Annotated in this window: 7 protein-coding genes; 6 read left to right on the top strand and 1 reads right to left on the bottom strand. The window is 74.6% G+C overall.

All coding sequences use genetic code 11. The features are described 5' to 3' along the window. Window positions 1-26 precede the first annotated feature (26 nt). The 5 genes from OG753_RS22250 to trpC all read left to right on the top strand — a co-directional run bounded on the left by OG753_RS22250 (window position 27) and on the right by trpC (window position 15,328). Window positions 27-11,105, top strand: a complete 11,079-nt coding sequence (locus OG753_RS22250) for an amino acid adenylation domain-containing protein (protein ID WP_405789799.1) — start codon at window positions 27-29, stop codon at window positions 11,103-11,105. Further along, window positions 11,102-12,001: an ABC transporter permease gene (locus tag OG753_RS22245; protein ID WP_405789797.1), complete on the top strand. Its 900-nt coding sequence runs from the start codon at window positions 11,102-11,104 to the stop codon at window positions 11,999-12,001. Before OG753_RS22250 ends, OG753_RS22245 begins: the two co-directional genes overlap by 4 nt. A 27-nt stretch (window positions 12,002-12,028) precedes the next feature. Beyond that, a complete protein-coding gene (locus OG753_RS22240; protein WP_327263439.1) occupies window positions 12,029-13,345 on the top strand; it encodes a cytochrome P450 in 1,317 nt (438 codons plus the stop codon). 1 nt (window position 13,346) lies between these two features. Beyond that, window positions 13,347-14,273 (top strand): TauD/TfdA family dioxygenase, encoded by a 927-nt coding sequence (locus tag OG753_RS22235; protein ID WP_327263438.1) that lies wholly within the window; start codon window positions 13,347-13,349, stop codon window positions 14,271-14,273. 197 nt (window positions 14,274-14,470) lie between these two features. Continuing rightward, window positions 14,471-15,328, top strand: coding sequence for an indole-3-glycerol phosphate synthase TrpC (gene trpC, locus OG753_RS22230; RefSeq protein ID WP_405789795.1), 858 nt, complete (start codon window positions 14,471-14,473; stop codon window positions 15,326-15,328). Here trpC and trpD read toward each other — a convergent pair. Beyond that, on the bottom strand, window positions 15,258-16,358 hold the full coding sequence (gene trpD / locus OG753_RS22225; RefSeq protein WP_405792764.1) for an anthranilate phosphoribosyltransferase: 1,101 nt from the start codon (window positions 16,356-16,358) through the stop codon (window positions 15,258-15,260). The genes trpC and trpD overlap by 71 nt on opposite strands. A 143-nt stretch (window positions 16,359-16,501) precedes the next feature. Here trpD and OG753_RS22220 point away from each other — a divergent pair, with 143 nt between their 5' ends. Beyond that, a complete protein-coding gene (locus OG753_RS22220; RefSeq protein WP_405789793.1) occupies window positions 16,502-17,920 on the top strand; it encodes a PLP-dependent aminotransferase family protein in 1,419 nt (472 codons plus the stop codon). The last annotated feature ends 2 nt before the right edge of the window (window positions 17,921-17,922 follow it).

The following is a 17,922-nucleotide window of genomic DNA, read 5'->3' as shown; positions in this document are numbered from 1 at the left end:
ACGGAAACCTTCGCTAGGGGATAGCCATGACGCATGTTCAGACGGTCGGCGGCCTTCCGCTCACCGCCGGCCAGAAGGACATCTGGTTCGACGCGAAACTCTCTGGCGGGGGAGCCACCTACAACACCGCCATCTACTGGGACATCAACGGGCCGCTCGACCGGGACCTCTTGCGCACCGCGCTGGAGCGGCTGGTCGAGGAGTCCGAGTGCCTGCGGACCAGATTCACCGAAGTGGACGGCGAGCCGAGGCAGTTCATCGAACCGCTGACGACGCTCCCGCTGACCGAGACCGACGTGAGCGGCGCCGCCGACCCGGCCGCTGCCGCGCACGCGGCGATCCGCGCCGACCTGCGCGTACCGTTCGCCCTCACCGCCGAGGACCGCGCGGCCGCCGGTGACACCCCCGGCACCGGCGCCACCGACGGCGACGCGTTCGAGCCGCTCTTCCGGCTGAGCGTCTTCACCCTCGGCCCCGACCGCACCTTCTTCTGCCTCCTGAACCACCACCTGGTCTCCGACGGCTTCAGCTACGTCATCTACTGGCAGCGCCTCGGCGCGATCTACGAGGCCCTGCTGGCCGGCTCCGACCTCGACGAGGGCCGCTTCCCCGCCCTGACCACCCTGCTCGACGCCGAGGCCGCCTACGCCGGCTCGGCCCGCGCCGAGCGCGACCGGGCCTACTGGGCGCAGCGTTTCACCGACCGGCCCGAGCTGATCAGCCTCTCCACCGGGGACGCGGAACCCGCCCAGACCTTCCTCCAGGAGCAGGGCGTCCTTCCCGACGCCGTCGCCGAGCGGCTGCGCGCCACCGCCTGGGAGTCCCGCGTCACCTGGCAGACCGTGCTGGTCGCGGCCCTGGGCGCCTACACCGGGCGGATGGCCGGCACCGAGGACGTGCTGCTGTCCGTGCCCGTCACCGCCCGCGTCGGCGGCGACACCCAGAAGGTCCCCGGCATGGTGGTCAACTACCTGCCGCTGCGGCTCTCCGTGGACACCGCCACCACCCGTACCGACCTGCTCGCCGGTTCCTACCGGGCCTTCTCGCAGGCACTCAAGCACCAGCGCCACCGCGTCAGCAGCATCCGCCGCTCCATGGGCCTGCCGAGCGACGACCGCCGCCCGTTCGGGCCGTTCCTCAACATGATGCCGCAGGTGGAGAAGCTGGCCATCGGCCCGTGCGCGGCCACCATCCACAGCCCCTCCACCGGACTGGTCGACGACCTGGAGTTCACCGTCGCCGACAAGGGCGACGCCGGCATCGGCATCGACCTGAACGGCAACGAGGCCCGCTACACGCGCGCCGAGGTCCGTGCCCACCTCGACCGCTTCGTCTCCTACCTCGACCGGTTCCTGGCCTCCGGCGCGGACGAGCCGCTGGCCGCCCTGGACCTCCTCTCCCCCGGCGAGGCCGCCGACGTGGCCGCCGCGCTGACCGGCCCCGTCCGCCCGACCCCTTACCTGGGCGTCGTCGAGCGGATACGGGCCCACGCCCTGGCCACCCCCGACGCCCCGGCCGTCACCGACGACACCGGCACCCTCGACTACGCCGGGCTCGTCGGCCGCGCCGGCGCACTCTCCCGCCGCCTGACCGCCTCCGGCGGCCCCGTCGCCATCCTCAGCGAGCCCGGCCGGGACTTCGTCACCGCGGAGGTGGCCGTCCTCGGCGCCGGGCGGGCCTTCGTACCGCTCGATCCCGGGGCGCCGCTGCCCCGCCTGACCGCGCTGCTGCGCGACAGCGGGGCCGGCTTCGTCCTCACCGACGCCGCCCACCGGGACCTCGCCGAGCGGGCCGCCTCGGCCGCCGGCGACGGCGCGCCGCTGCCCGTCCGCGAGATCGGCACCGAGCAGGACCCCGCGGACGCGCTGCCCCCCGTGCTCGGCGGGCCGCAGGACCTCGCGTACGTCATCTACACCTCCGGCTCCACCGGCAGGCCCAAGGGCGCGATGGTGCAGCGCGGCGGCATGGTCAACCACCTGCTCGCCAAGATCGAGGAACTGTCCCTGGACCGCGGTGACGCACTCGTCCACAACGCCCCGGTCACCTTCGACGTCACCGTCTGGCAGACCCTGACGACGCTGCTCGTCGGCGGCCGGGTCCGTGCCTTCAGCCGCGCCGAGGCGTCCGACCCCGACGCCCTGTTCACGGCCATCGGCGCCGAGGGCCTCACCGTGCTGGAGGTCGTCCCCTCCCTGCTGCGCGCCACCCTCGACGTGTGGGACGCGGCCGGCGACGCCCCCGCACTGCCCGCCCTGCGCTGGATGATCTCCAACGGGGAGGCCCTGCCGGCCGAGCTGTGCAGCCGCTGGTTCGCCCGCTACCCCGCCATCGCGCTGGCCAACCTGTACGGCCCCACCGAGTGCTCGGACGACGTCACCCACGCCTACGCCCGGGACCTCGGGGCGCTCGACGCGATGGGCGCCGCGATCGTCCCCATCGGCCGGCCGCTGCGCAACACCCGCCTGCACATCCTGGGCGACGACCTCAGGCCCGTCCCGCACGGTGTGCGCGGCGAGCTCTACATCGCCGGCGACGGCGTGGGCCGCGGCTACCTCGGCGACCCCCGCCGCACCGCCGTCACCTTCCTGCCCGACCCCTTCGCGGCCGACGGCTCGCGCATGTACCGCACCGGCGACCTCGTCGAACTGCGCCCCGACGGGCAGCTCGCCTTCGTCGGCCGCCGCGACCACCAGGTCAAGATCCGCGGCCAGCGCATCGAGCTCGGCGAGGTCGAGACGGCGCTGCGCGCCCTGCCGGGCGTCGCCGACGCGGTCGCCGCCGCCGTCACCGACCCGTCCGGGCACAAGCGCCTGGTCGGCTACCTGGAACCGGAGACCGGCGCCGCACCCGACACCGGCGAGCTGCGGACCCTGCTCGCCGGCCGGCTGCCCGAGGCCCTCGTACCGACCGTACTGATCATCCTGGACGCACTGCCGCTGACCCCGCACGGCAAGGTGGACCGCAAGGCACTGCCCACGCCCGACCCGGCCGGCCCCCGGACCGCCGCACGGGCCGCCCGCACCCCTGCGGAGGGCATCATCTGCGCGGTGCTGGCCGAGGTGCTGGGCCTGCCCGAAGTGGCCGTCGACGACAGCTTCTTCGCCCTCGGCGGCGACAGCATCAGCTCCATCCAGGTCGTCGGGCGGGCCCGCAGGGCGGGACTGATCGTCACCGCCCGCGACGTCTTCAAGCACCGGACCCCGGCGGCCATCGCCGCTGCGGCCCGTCCCGTGCCCACGGACGCCGCGACCGGCGCGGGCGCCCCGGCGGACGCCCGGGACGACGGCACGGGCGAGGTCGAACCGACCCCCATCTTCGACCGGCTGCGCGAGCAGATCTCCGAACTCCCGGAAGCGACACGTGAGTTCGCCCAGTACGTGGCCGTCAATGCCCCCGCCGGGCTCACCCCCGCCGTCCTGGAGCCCGCCCTCCAGGCCGTCCTGGACCACCACGACACGCTGCGCCTGAAGCTCACCTCCCCGGTACCGGGCCTGTGGGCGCAGGAGGTCCTCCCGGCGGGCTCCGTCGCCGCCGCCGACGTGGTCACCCGGGTCACCGTGCCCGCCGGCGCCGACCGCGCGGCCGTGCTCGCCGAGCAGACCGCCGCCGCCCGGGCCCGACTGCGCCCCGAGACCGGCCTGGTCGTCCAGGCGGTGCTGCTGGAGGAGACCCCCGGCGCGGGCGGCCGTCTGCTGCTCGTCGTCCACCACCTCGCCGTGGACGGCGTGTCCTGGCGCGTCCTGCTGCCCGACCTGGAATCCGCCCGGCAGGCCGTGACCGAGGGCCGCACCCCTGCCCTCGACCCCGTCCCGACCTCCTTCCGGAGCTGGGCCAAGGCCCTGTCCGCCGAGGCCCGCACCTCCCGCCGGGTGGCCGAACTCCCGCTGTGGGACGCCCAGTCGGCCGGAGCGGCCGAGACCTTCACCGACCGGCCGCTGGACCCGTCCGCCGACACCTGGGCCACCGCGGGCCGGCTCCGCCTGGAGCTCCCCGCCGCGCTCACCGCCGACGTCCTGACCCGGGTGCCCGCCGCCCTGCACGCCGAGATCAACGAGGTGCTGCTCACCGGCCTCGCGCTGGCCGTCACCAGCCGCTCCGGGGCCGGGGGCACCCGTACCGTCGTCGAGCTGGAGGGCCACGGCCGCGAACAGATCGGCGACGGCCTCGACACCTCCCGTACGGTCGGCTGGTTCACCAGCGCCTTCCCCGTCGGGCTGGACGTCGGCGAACTGGACCGGACCGAGATCGCGGCCGGCGGCCCCGCCGTCGCCACCGCCCTGAAGCGGGTCAAGGCCGCCCTGCGCGCCCTGCCCGACCACGGCATCGGCTACGGCCTGCTGCGCCACCTCAACCCCCAGACGGCGCTCGTCCTCGGCCGCGCCGCCGTACCCCAGATCGGCTTCAACTACCTGGGCCGGTTCGCGGCCGGCGACGGCGCCTGGGCCATCGAGCCCGGGGGCGCCGGACTCACCGCCTCCCCCACCACCCCGCTGCGCCAGCCCCTCGACGTCGTCGCGCTGACCGAGGACCGCCCCGGGGGACCGGTGCTCGTGGCCGAGTGGACCTGGCCGTCCGGAGCCGTCGACGAGGCCGTCGTACGCGAGACGGCCGAGGCGTGGTTCGCCGCGCTCGGCGCCCTCGCCGCGCACTCCGGTGCACCCGGATCCGGCGGGCGGATCGCCGCCGAGTTCCCCCTCGTCGACGTCGAGCAGCGGGAGATCGACGCTTGGGAGCAGGAGCTCGACGGGCTCACCGACGTCCTGCCGCTCTCCCCGCTCCAGCGCGGCCTGTTCTTCCAGGCCGAGTTCGACCGCCAGGGCATGGACGCCTACACCCTCCAGGTCGTCATGGACATCGGCGGCGAGCTGGACGTGGCCGCGCTGCGCGCCGCGGCCACCGCGCTGCTGGACCGCAACCCGGCGCTGCGCGCCCGGTTCCGCGAACGCGAGCAGGGCGATCCGGTACAGCTGATCCCAGCGGCCGTCGAGCTGCCGTGGAGCGAACACGACCTGACGTCGGCCGCCGACCCCGGCGCCGAGGCCGTCCGCCGCACCGACGAGGAGTGGCTGGACCGGTTCGACGTGACCGGTGGCCCGCTGACCCGGTTCACCGTCTACCGGCTGGGCGCCGAGCGCCACCGCGTCGTATGGACCACCCACCACATCCTGGTGGACGGCTGGTCGCTGTCCGCCGTCCTCGCCGAGGAGCTCGTCACCCTCTGGGGCAACGGCGCCGACCTCAGCGCCCTGCGCCCCGTCGCACCCGGCCGCGCCTACCTGGAGTGGTCCGCCGCCCAGGACAAGCCGGCCGCCCGCAAGGCGTGGGAGCAGGAGCTCGGCGGCATCGAGGAGGCCACCCGGCTCGGCCCCGCCGACCGGGCGCGGGTCTCCGTACTGCCCGAGACGTACACCGTGGAGCTGCCCGAGCGGCTGACCGCGGCCCTCACCCCCTGGGCGCACCGGCGCGGCCTGACGATGAACACCGTCGTCCAGGGCGCCTGGGCCGTCGTACTGGGCAGCCTCACCGGCCGCGGCGACGTCACCTTCGGCGCGGTCGTCTCCGGCCGGCCCGCGGACCTGCCCGGGGTCGAGCAGATGGTCGGCGCGTTCCTGCACACCCTGCCGGTACGGGCCCACCTGGACCCGGCCGTGCCGTTCGAGGAGATGCTGGCCGGCCTCCAGGACCGCCAGCTCGGCCTGGAGGAGCACCACCACCTGGGCCTGGCCGAGGTGCAGCAGGGCGTCGGCATCGGTGAGCTCTTCGACACCGTGGTCAGCTTCCACAACTACCCGGCGGGCGCGCTGGACGCGATCGGCTCCTACGTGCCCGGCCTCTCGATGCTGGACTGGAAGGCCCGGGTCATCGCCGAGTACCCGCTCGCGGTGGGCGTGTTCCCCACCGGGGGGCAGGGCCTGCGCGTGGAGGCCCAGTACCGGCCGGACGTCTTCGACGCCGCCCGGACCGAGGTCTTCGTCAGCCGGTTCGCCCGTGTGCTGGAGCAGCTCGCCGCGGCCCCGGACACCCCGCTGGGCCGGATCGACGCGCTCACCGCCGACGAGCGGGAGCAGGTCCTCGGCACCTGGTCGGGGGCGGCCGCGGCCCGCCCGGCCGTCGCCACCCTCGCCACCACGGTCTTCGAGCGGTGGGCCGGGCTCTCGCCCGCCAAGCCGGCCGTCTCGCTGGGCGCCGAGGAGCTCGACTACGCCACGCTGAACGACCGCGCGAACCGGCTGGCCCGGCTGCTGGCCGAGCGGGGCGCCGGACCGGAGCAGCCGGTCGCCGTGATGCTGCCGCGCTCCCCGGAGCTGGTCGTCGCGGCGCTCGCCGCCCTCAAGGCCGGCGCGGTGTTCCTGCCCGTGGACGCCGACTATCCGGCCGACCGCATCGGCTACATGCTGGAGGACGCCCGGCCGCCGGTCCTGCTGACCGACACGGCGACGCGGTCCCGCCCGGCGGGCCTGCCCGACCTGGCCGCGCTCGGGGTCACCCCGGTGCTGCTGGACGCGCCCGAGACGGCCGCCCGGCTCGCGGCGCTCGGCGGACACGACCTCACCGACGCGGAACGCGTGGCACCGCTGCACCCGGAGAACACGGCCTACATCATCTACACGTCCGGCTCCACCGGCCGCCCCAAGGGCGTCACCGTGGCGCACACCGGACTGATGTCGATGGTCTCCAGCCTGTCCGACCGGTTCTGGCTCGACCATGACGTGCGGGTCCTGCAGTTCGCCTCGTTCAGCTTCGACGCCTCGGTCTTCGGCATCATGCTGGCGCTGCTCAACGGCGGCACCCTGGTCATCGCCGACGAGGAGGCCCGTACACCGGGCCGGCCGCTCGTCGACCTGATCAACGACGCCCGGATCAACCTGGTCGCGCTGCCGCCCGTCGTCGTCGGGGGGCTGCCGGCCGACGCCACCCTCCCCAGCGACCTGCGGCTGGTGGTCACCGGCGAGGCGGTCCCGGCCGGGGTCGTCGAACGCTGGGGCGGCTCCGTCCGGCTGTTCAACGGCTACGGTCCCACCGAGGCCGTCGTCGGCTGCACCGTCGCCGGCCCGCTGGCCCCCCGGGCCGGCCGGCCCCCGATCGGGAAGCCCACCAACGCCCACCGGGTGTACGTGCTCGACCGCAACCTGCGGCCCGTCGCCCCCGGGGTCACCGGCGAGCTGTACGTCGCGGGCGGCCTCGCCCGCGGCTACCTGGCGCGGCCCGGGCTGACCGCGTCCCGGTTCGTCGCCGACCCGTACGGCCCTGCCGGATCCCGGATGTACCGCACCGGAGACCTCGTGACCTGGCTGCCCGACGGCGACCTCGACTACCTGGACCGCGTCGACGACCAGGTCCAGCTGCGCGGAATCCGCATCGAGCTCGGCGAGATATCCGCCGCCCTGCTCGCACAGCCCGGAGTCGAACAGGCCGTCGTGGTCATGCGCGAGGACGAGGCCGGCGAACGCCGTCTGGTCGCCTACGTCGTCGCCGGTTCGGCCGCCGCCCCCGAGGACACCGCCGTCCTGCGCGAGCGGCTCGCCGCGGAGCTCCCCGACTACATGGTCCCCTCGGCCGTGGTGGCGCTGGAGGAGCTGCCGCTCACCGCCCAGGGCAAGCTGGACCGCAAGGCCCTGCCCGACCCGGACCTGGGCGCCGCCTCCCGCGGCCGGGCCCCCCGGACCCCCCTGGAGGGTGTCCTGTGCGGCCTGTTCGCGGACGTCCTCGGCCTGGAGCAGGTCTCCATCGACGACGACTTCTTCGAGATCGGCGGGCACTCCCTGCTCGCCACCCGCCTCGTCAGCCGCGTCCGCAGCACCCTGCGCGTCGAACTCCCCATCCGCGCCCTGTTCGAGGCGCGGTCCGTGGTGGCCCTCGCCACGGAGGTCGGCCGGGCCGCGCAGGCCCGGCCCGCGCTGGCACCGGCCGCCCCGGGAGGGGAGCGCCCGCTCTCCTTCAGCCAGCAGCGCCAGTGGTTCCTCAACCGGCGCCAGGGCCGCGCCGACGGCTCGTACAACAGCGCCATGGCCTTCCGGTTCACCGGCAGGCTCGACGCGGACGCCCTGCGGGCGGCCCTGGCCGATCTCGTGGAACGCCACGAGGTGCTGCGGACCGTGATCCCCGAGCAGGACGGGGTGCCGGCGCCGCGCGTCCTGGACGCCGCCGCCGCGGCGCCGGACCTCAGGACGGTCTCCGTCTTCTCCGACCAGCTCGACACCGCGCTGGCCGCCGAGGCCGACCGGGGATTCGACCTGACCGAGGAGACCCCGCTTCGGGTACGGATCTTCCCCACCGGCGGCGACTCCTTCGTGATGCTGATCGTGCTGCACCACATCGCCTTCGACGGCTGGTCGATGGGGCCGCTGCTCGACGACCTCGCCGACGCCTACCGGGCACGGACCGGCGGGCGGGCCCCCGACCGGGAGCCGCTGCCGGTCCAGTACTCCGACTTCGCCGTATGGCAGCGCGAGCTGCTCGGCGATCCGGCGGACGAGGACGGCCTGGGCGCGCGACAGCTCGACTTCTGGCGCGACGCGCTGGCCGGGCTGCCCCAGGAGCTGGCGCTGGCGACCGACTTCCCCCGCCCGGAGAACGGCGGGAGCGCCGGTGACACGGTGATGTTCGACATCGACGCGGAACTCCACGCCACGCTCGCGGAGATCGCCCGGACCACCGGGACCACCGAGTTCATCGTCTACCAGGCCGCCCTGTCGGCCCTGCTGACGCGGTGGGGCGCCGGAACCGACATCCCCCTCGGAGTGTCCGTCGCCGGCCGCGCCGACGACGCCCTCTCCGGCCTCGTCGGCATGTTCCTCAACACCCTGGTCCTGCGCGGCGACACCAGCGGCGACCCCACCTTCCGGGAACTGCTGGAACGGCTGCGGGAGACCGACCTGGCCGCCTACTCGCACCAGGACGTCCCCTTCGACCAGGTCGTGGACGCGATCAGGCCCGACCGCGTGCTGGGCAGGCACCCGCTGTTCCAGGTCTCACTCACCGTGCAGCACGACGGGGTGCGCGTCCCGGACCTGGTGGGGCTGCGCGCGGAGCCCGCGTACGTCGGCTCCGACCAGGCCAAGCTGGACCTGGTGGTGGAGCTGTTCAACTGGCCCGGCCGGGACGGCATGCGCGGTCTGCTGACCTACAGCACCGACCTGTTCACCCGGGACACCGCCGAGCGGCTCGTCGAGCAGTTCGGGCAGGTCCTGCGGGCCGCGGCCGCCGACCCCGGCGTGCGGGTCAGCGAGCTGGAGGCGCAGCGGCCGCAGACCCCCGCCGGCGCCGCCACCCTGACCTCACTGGTCGCCGGGCGGATCGCCGCCTCCCCCGAGGACACCGCGGCCGGCTCCGGATCCCGGGCCCTGTCGTACGGGGCGCTGGACGAGCGCGCCGGGCTGCTGGCCCGGCACCTCGCGCAGCGGGGGGCGGGCCCCGGCCGGGTCGTCGCCCTCGCGGTGCCGCGCGCCGCCGACCAGGCGGCCGCCGCGCTCGCGGTGCTCCGGTCCGGCGCGGCCTACGTGCCGGTCGGCGCCGAGGAGCCGAGCGAGCGGGTCCGGGAGCTGGTGGAGGCGACCGCCGCGGTGGCCGTCCTCACCACCGAGGGCCTGGCCGGGAGGCTGCGCAGCTGCGGCGTGCCGGTCGTGGTGCTGGACTCCGCCGATGTCCTCGCGGCCCCGGGCGGCCCGGCCCCGGCCCCGCTGCCGGAGCCGGACCCGGAGTGGCCCGCGTACCTGGTGCGGCGCGGGCCGGACGGTCCGGGCGCTGCCGTCGTCCCCGTCAGCCACGCGGAGGCGGCCGCCCTGGCCACCACCGGGACGGGTGCCGGCCTGTGGGCGGCGCTGCTCTCGGGCGGCGCTGCGGACGCCCCCGACCGGCCGGGCCGCGACTGGGCCGCGCCGGCCCCGGCGGACCCGGTGGACCCGGTGGACCCGGTGGATGCTCAGGCCGCCCCGGCCGCCGCCGAAGGCGAGTGCGAGGACGATCCGGTCACGGCGCAGCTGCTGCGGATCGTCCACGACGTACTCGCCACCGACGCGGTCGTCGCCGGGGAGAACTTCTTCGAGGCCGGCATGGACAGCATGAAGTCGCTGCGGCTGGTCAGCCTGGCCCGCAAGGCGGGCCTGAAGCTGAGCATCGCGGACGTCTTCGTCCACCAGAGCGTGGCCGCACTCGCCGCGAGCCTGCGCCCGCGGACCGCCCCACCGGCTCCCGAGCCGCCCGCTCCCGCCAAGGCTCCCGCGCCCGCTCCCGAAACGCTGCGCAGCAGCGCCCGGGGCATGGCCGAGGCCATCGCGGAGGCCGACGGGATCGGCCACATCGAGCACTTCACCCCGATGCTGACCATCCAGCCCGAGGGCGACCGCACTCCGCTGTTCTGCGTGCACAGCGGCGTGGGACTGTCCCTCTCCTACCTGACGCTGGTGCCGTACCTGCACCCCGACCAGCCCCTGTACGCCCTCCAGTCGCCCACGGTCGTGGACGGCGCCCCCCTCCCGGAGAGCATGGAGGAGATCGCCGCGACGTACATCCGGCTGATCAAGGAGGTCCGGCCCGAGGGCCCGTACCACCTGCTCGGCTGGTCCTTCGGCGGACTGCTCGCCTACGAGATGGCCGTCCAGCTCCGGGCCGCCGGCGACGAGGTCGGAATCCTGACCGTCATGGACTCCTTCCCCCGCACCGACGCGGTCGACGAGCGGAGCGAACAGGTCCGGCTGGGCTGGCTGATGGAGGGCATCGGCCACCACCGCGACGAGTTCGCCGGACGCCGGCTCGAACCGGACGACCTCTACGAGACGTTGCTCCGGGACGGCAACCCACTGGCCCGCATGGGCCGGGAGCGGATCCACCGCGTGGTGGACCTGATGGGCCGCCACCAGATCCTCAACACCCGTTACCGGCCGGGGGAGTACGCCGGCACCGTCGACCTCTTCCTGGCCGAGCGCTCGCCCTGGGGCGAGGTGACCGACAAGGACGTCCTGTGGAAGGAGCACATGACCGGCTCCGTTCGGGTGCACCGCATCGACTGCGCCCACGACGACATGCTGAACCCGGAGCCGCTGAGGGCCATCGGCCCCGCCCTGCGCGACTCGCTCGACGCGTGGACGGCGGGTGACCGGTCATGACGACGACCCTGCCGCGCCCCGCGGCCGAACCGGACGAGACCGCCGCGGCCGCCGCCGCGGCCGCCGCCGCGGCCGGGCCTGGGCAGCCCGCGGCGGCCCGGCCCGCGGGCCTGGGCACCCTGCTCACCGAGATCGGCGCCGTCATCGGCCGCCGGCTGCGCCGGATGCGGCGCGCCCCCGGCCGCTCGATCGGCATCGTCCTCAACCCGATGCTCTCGCTGATCATGCTCGGCTACCTCTTCCGCGACTCGATCCACCTCCCGCAGGGCGGTGACTACGTCGAGTACGTCTTCGCCGGCGGCGCCGTCCAGGTCGGACTGGCCTGCGTGGGACCGACGGCGGTCTCGCTCGCCCTGGACCTCCAGGGCGGGCTGGTCGACCGGTTCCGCTCCCTGCCCATCAACCCGGCCTCGATCCCGATCGGGCACACCGCCGCCGACTGGCTGGTGGGCATGGGCGGACTGGGCACCACCGTGGTGATCGGCCTGGCGCTGGGCTGGCGTTCGCACACCGGTCTGCTGCCCACCCTGGCGGGCTTCGCACTGATCGCCGTCTTCATCTACGCGATGCTCTGGCTCGGGGTGCTGCTGGCCCTGACCCTGCGCAGCGTGGAGACGATCAGCGTGGTGGCGCCGTTCATCGTGGTCGTACTTCCCTTCCTGTCCAGTGCCTTCCTCTCGCCGCAGACCATGCCGGCGGCGCTGAGGCCGCTCGCCGAGTGGAATCCGGTGACGGCCGTCATCGCATCCTGCCGCGACCTGTGGGGGAACCCGGACACGCCGAGCGCCGGCTTCTCGGGCACCCATCCGCTGCTGGTCGTCGCGGTCACCCTGACCGTCACCTTCGTGACCTGCATCGTCGTGAGCCTGCGCCGTTTCCGTTCGACGTCCAGCTGAAGCCCCGAGGACCCGAGGACCCACACCATGACCATCACGCAGGAGGTGGCCCCGGCCGACGCCGACGCCACCGCCCAGCCGCCCGCCCACGTACCCGCCCCCGCCGACCTCGACCTCACCGACCCGCAGACCTTCCTGGACGTCGACCCGCACGCCATGTGGCGCCGGTTCCGGTCCGAGAGCCCGGTGCACTGGCACCCGGCCGGGCCGCACACGCCCGGCTTCTGGGTGATCTCCCGGTACGCCGACGCCGTCGCCGTCTACCGCGACAACAAGCGGTTCACCTCCGAGAAGGGCAACGTCCTCACCACCCTGCTCCAGGGCGAGGACTCCGCCTCCCGCAAGATGCTCGCCGTCACCGACGGCGTCCGGCACCGCGCGATCCGCAACGTGATGCTCAAGTCGTTCGCGCCCCGCGTCCTGGAGCCGGTCGTCGCCGGGGTCCACACGCACACCCGTGAACTGCTCGGCCGGGCCGTCGCGGCCGGCCGGCTGGACTTCGTCGCCGACGTCGTCGACCACATCCCGATCCAGACCATGGGCGACCTGCTCGACATCCCGCACGCGGACCGCCCGCGGCTGGTGGAGTGGAACACCAGGACTCTGGCGCAGCACGGCTCCGGGGACGACGAGTTCGAATCCGTCATGGCCCGCAACGAGATCATCATGTACATGGGGGAGCTCGCGGCCGAGCGGCGCCGCAACCCGGGCGAGGACGTCCTCAGCACCCTGGCCGCCGCGACCGTCGACGGCAGCCCGCTCACCGAGGACGAGATCGTCCTCAACGCCTACAGCCTGATCCTCGGCGGCGACGAGTCCACCCGGACCTCCCTCATCGGCGGCCTGATCGCCCTCGCCGAGCACCCCGAGCAGTGGCGCCGGCTGAAGGCCGGCGAGGTGTCCGCGGACGCGGCGACCGAGGAGATCCTGCGCTGGACGACCCCGGCCATGCACTTCGGACGGCGCGCCCTGGTCGACGTACCGCTGGGCGACCGGGTCATCAGGGCCGGCGACATCGTGACCCTGTGGAACACCTCGGCCAACTTCGACGAGCGGGCCTTCACCGACCCGGAGAGCTTCGACGTCGGCCGCAGCCCCAACAAGCACGTGGTGTTCGGCCACGGACCGCACTTCTGCCTCGGTGCCTTCCTCGGCCGGGTGCACGTGAAGGCGATGGTGGAGGCCCTGAGTTCGATGGTCTCGGACATCACGCTGCTCGGCCCGCCCCAGCGCCTCTACTCCAACTTCGTCCGCGCGTACAGCGCCCTGCCCGTCGCCCTCACCGCGCAGGCGGCGGCGCCGGGAGCGGTCCCCCCGCGGCAGACCGGCAAGGAGACCCACTGACATGCGCCACGAGACACGCACGGCCGGCGGCACCACCCTCGCCGTCCTGTACGCCGACACCCGGTCCGAGGAGGTACGCCGCCGGGCCGAGGAACTCCTCGCCGAGCACGGCGCGGTCCTCGTACGGGGGCTGGGCCTCACCGACGCGGACGCCTTCCACTCCGCGGTGGCCCTCTTCGGCGACTCCCTCATCGACAGCTACCGGGGCGGGAACACCCCCCGGGCGGCCGTCACCGACGGGGTCTTCACCTCCACCGAGTACCCGGCCCGCTTCGACATCTCCCTCCACAACGAGATGTCGTACGCACAGTCCTGGCCCACCCGGCTGTTCTTCGGCTGCCTGATCGCGCCCGAGACCGGCGGCGCCACCCCGGTCTGCGACGGCGGGGCGCTGCTCGCCTCGCTGCCGCCGGAGGTCCGCGAGCGCTTCGCCTCGGGCGTGGTCTACCGGCAGCACCTGCACGGCGGGTTCGGGCTCGGCAAGTCCTGGCAGGACACCTTCGAGACGCAGGACAGGGCGGTGGTCGAACGGTTCCTGGAGGAGTCGGCCGCGGAGTACGCCTGGACCGCCGACGGGGGCCTGCGGGTCAGCCAGCACCGCCCGGGCCTGCGGCACAACCCGCGTACGGGCGCCGACACCTGGTTCAACCAGGCCGACCAGTGGCACCCCTCCAACCTGCCGGACGACGAGGCCGAGGACCTGCTGTCGCTGATCGACGACGTGGCCGACCTGCCGCACTGGGTCACCTACGGCGACGGGACCCCGCTGTCGGACGACGACCTGGCGCATGTCCGCAAGGCCCAGCGGGAGAACCGGCTGTCGGAGCCGTGGCAGGTCGGCGACATCATGATCGTGGACAACATGTCGGTCCTGCACGGCCGTGAGGCGTACACCGGCGCCCGCAAGATCGTCGTCTCGATGACCTGACCCCCCACCCCGGCCGGCCTGGCCCCCGGCGCTCGCGCCCCGTCGGGTTTCGACCCGGCGGGGCGCAGCCCTGCGGGGCCCGGCCCGCCCGATTCACCGCAGCCTTAAGGACGTAGCCGTCCGGAGGCCGTCTTCCTAGGGTCTGGACCGATGGCGCCGTGGCGCCCCGCGGAGCCCGGCGAGAATGGACGGAAAGCATGAACGCGCTCGACGAGATCATCGCAGGCGTGCGGGACGGCCTGGCGTCGCGGCGGCTCCGGGTTCCGGAGTGCGAGCTGCGCGACCGGGCCTCGGAGGTCCGGCCCGTCGCCGACTGCGCCGAGCTGCTGCGCGGTACGGACGGACTGAAGGTGATCGCGGAGGTCAAGCGGGCCAGCCCGGCGCGCGGCCGGCTCGCGGCGATCGAGGACCCGGCGGCGCTGGCCGCCGCGTACGAGGCCGGCGGCGCGGCCGCGGTCAGCGTACTGACCGAGGAGCTGCGCTTCGGCGGGTCGCTGGCGGATCTGGACGCCGTACGGGCCCGGGTGACGGTGCCGCTCCTGCGCAAGGACTTCGTGGTCGACCCCTACCAGGTGTGGGAGGCGCGGGCCCACGGCGCGAGCCTGGTGCTGCTGATCGTCGCGGCGCTCGAACAGCCGCTGCTGGTCGATCTGGTGGCGCAGGCGGCGGAGCTCGGCCTGACCCCGCTGGTGGAGGTGCACGACCCGGGCGAGGCGCGCCGGGCGCTCGACGCCGGGGCCTGGGTGATCGGGGTCAACGCGCGCAACCTGAAGACGCTCGAGATGAACAAGGGGGCCTTCGCCGCCATCGCGCCGGACATCCCGGAGAACATCGTGCGGATCGCCGCGTCCGGGGTGCGCGGCCCGCGGTGCGCCGTGGAGTACGCGGAGCTCGGCGCCGACGCGATCCTGGTGGGCGAGGCCCTCGTCACCAGCGGCCACCGCCGGGAGGCGGTGGCCGCTCTGGTGGCCGCGGGCCGCCGGTTCAACGGAGGGCGGCCGGGCGCGGGGAGGCCCCGGCGGCTGCCCGGTTCTCCCGGTCCCGTTTTTCCGTGACGGCCGCCCAGCGCTCCAGTACGGCGGCCGCCGCACCGGAGTCGATCGCCTCGGCGGCCCGGGCCACCCCGTCGGCCAGCCGGGCGGCGACCGGCCGCCCGTCGGGGGACAGGGCCGCCAGCCCGGCCGCGGCCGACAGCAGGACCGCGTCCCGGACCGGTCCGCGGGCCCCGGCGAGAACCTCGCGGGCCACCCGCGCGTTGTGGACGCGGTCGCCGCCCCGCAGGGCGTCGGCCGGCGCGTAGGGGATCTTGATGTCCCGCGGGTCGAAGGTCTCCTTCCGCACCCCGGATCCGGTGACCGACCACACGGTGGAGGTAGTGGTGACCGTCAGCTCGTCCATCCCGTCGTCGCCCCGGAAGACCAGCGCGGACACCCCCCGCCGGAACAGCACCTCCGCGATCAGCGGAGCCAGCCGCGCGTCGGCGACCCCGACCGCCTGGGCCGCGGGATCAGCCGGATTGGTCAGCGGGCCCAGCGCGTTGAAGACCGTACGGATGCCCAGTTCGCGGCGGGTGCCCGCGGCGAACCGCATCGCCGGGTGGAACAGCTGGGCGAAGCAGAAGGTGATGCCGGTCTCCTCCGCGACCTCCCCCACCTCCGCCGCGGGCAGGTCGAGCCGGACCCCCAGCTCCTCCAGCACGTCGGCCGAACCGCAGGCGGACGAGGCGGAGCGGTTCCCGTGCTTGACCACCAGGGCGCCGGCCCCGGCGGCCACCACAGCGGACATGGTGGACACGTTCACGCTGTGCGAGCCGTCACCGCCGGTGCCGACGATGTCGAGCGCGCGTCCGGGCACCGACAGCGGCACCGCGTGGCCGCGCATCCCCGACACCAGCCCTTCCAGCTCCGCCGCGGTCTCCCCCTTGGCCCGCAGGGCCGTCAGCAGCCCGGCGAGCCGGACCGGGCCGGCCTCGCCGGACATCACCCGGTCCATCGCCCACTCGGTCTCCCGGGCGGTCAGGTCCCGGCGGTCCAGCAGTGCGTTCAGCAATCCTGGCCAATCGGTCTCGTGCGCAGTCTCGATCACAGCCACGGCGGTCTCCTGGAGCGGCTAGGAAAAGGGAGGGAAAAGATCCGACACCCCAGTCTGCGAAAGAGCGTCCAGCCTTTCCAGACCACTGCCCGGAATTCCGTCCAGTCCAATTCGGAAATCACCGAAGGAGAAAGCCAGTGGCCCTGCACGCCGCGGTCACGCTCGTCAGGGAATCCGAAATTCCGCTGACGTCGCAGATCCAGCGATTCATCAAGAAGGAGGTGACCGAGGGAACTCTGCATCCGGGTACCCGGCTGCCCTCCAGCCGGCGCCTGGCCCACGACCTCGGCGTCTCCCGCAGCGTCGTGGTGGAGGCGTACGGACAACTCGTCGCCGAGGGCTACCTGGAGGCGGCGCAGGGCGCCGGTACCCGGGTGGTGTCCCACCTCGACCGCGGGGCCCGCGGGCTCGCGCCCGTGCCCTCCCTGCTCGACGACGGGCACACCGGCCGCCGGGACCCGTCCGTCCGCTGGGACCTGCGCCCGGGAGGCGGCAACGTCCCCGACTTCCCCCGCCGCGAATGGCTCGCCGCCTACCAGCGGGCCCTGAACGCCGCCGACCCGGCCGCCCTCGACTACCCGCCGCTCGCCGGTGACCTGCGGCTCCGCCTCGAACTGGCCCGCTACCTGGGCCGGATGTGCGGGGTGCGCGCCGCGCCCGGCCAGGTCATGGTGACCGCCGGATTCGCGCAGGCCCTGGGCCTGCTGGCCGCCGTCCTCCCGCAGCTGGGGATCACTTCCCTCGGCATCGAGAACCCGGGCCACCCCGGCCAGCGCCGCTTCGTCCACGAGAGCGGCCTGCGGCCCGTCGCACTGCCGGTGGACGGTGAGGGCCTCGACGTCGCCGCGCTCGCCGCCTCCGGGGCGCGGGCCGTCCTCGTGACTCCGGCGCACCAGTTCCCCACCGGGGCGCCGCTGTCCCCCCGGCGCCGCGAGGAGCTCGTGCGATGGGCTCAGGAGGTGGACGGCCTGATCATCGAGGACGACTACGACCGGGGCCTGTGGTACGAACGGGGCGCGGGCCGGCCGCTGGCTCTCCAGCGGCTCGCCCCCGACCACGTGGTCTACGCGGGCACCGTCAGCAAGTCCCTCGCCCCCGGGCTGCGCCTGGGCTGGCTCGCCGCCCCCGCCCCGCTCCTGGACCTGCTGCAGCACGCCCGCGCCCGCCACGACCTGGGCACCGACGTGCTGACCCAGCTGGCGTTCGCGGGGTTCCTGCGCGGGGGCGCCTACGACCGGCACCTGCGCCGGCTGAACGCCCTGTGCCGGGCCCGCCACGACGCCCTGCGCGAGGCCGTGCGCCGGCACCTGCCGGGAGCGGCCGTGACCGGCCCGGCCGCCGGACTGCACGCGTACGTGAGGCTGCCCCGGCACACCGACGAGGCGGCGCTGGTGGCCGGGGCGCTGCGCCGCTCGGTGCTCCTCACCGGTGCCGCCTCCCACCACGCCCGCGCCGGCGAGGGGGCGCCCGCCCTCGTGGTGGGGCACGCGCACCTGCCGCGGTGGGGCGCGGACCAGGCGCTGCGGGAACTGACGGGCGTGCCGACCGGGCGGTGAGC

This window comes from Streptomyces sp. NBC_00029 (genome assembly GCF_045160505.1).
Lineage (GTDB): Bacteria > Actinomycetota > Actinomycetes > Streptomycetales > Streptomycetaceae > Streptomyces.
This window is presented reverse-complemented; position numbering and strand designations above follow the sequence as displayed.

Coding starts and splice junctions, on each gene's coding strand:
- OG753_RS22250 (WP_405789799.1), top strand. CDS start 27: ATGACGCATGTTCAGACGGTCGGCGGCCTTCCGCTCACCGCCGGCCAG.
- OG753_RS22235 (WP_327263438.1), top strand. CDS start 13,347: ATGCGCCACGAGACACGCACGGCCGGCGGCACCACCCTCGCCGTCCTG.
- trpC (WP_405789795.1), top strand. CDS start 14,471: ATGAACGCGCTCGACGAGATCATCGCAGGCGTGCGGGACGGCCTGGCG.
- OG753_RS22245 (WP_405789797.1), top strand. CDS start 11,102: ATGACGACGACCCTGCCGCGCCCCGCGGCCGAACCGGACGAGACCGCC.
- OG753_RS22240 (WP_327263439.1), top strand. CDS start 12,029: ATGACCATCACGCAGGAGGTGGCCCCGGCCGACGCCGACGCCACCGCC.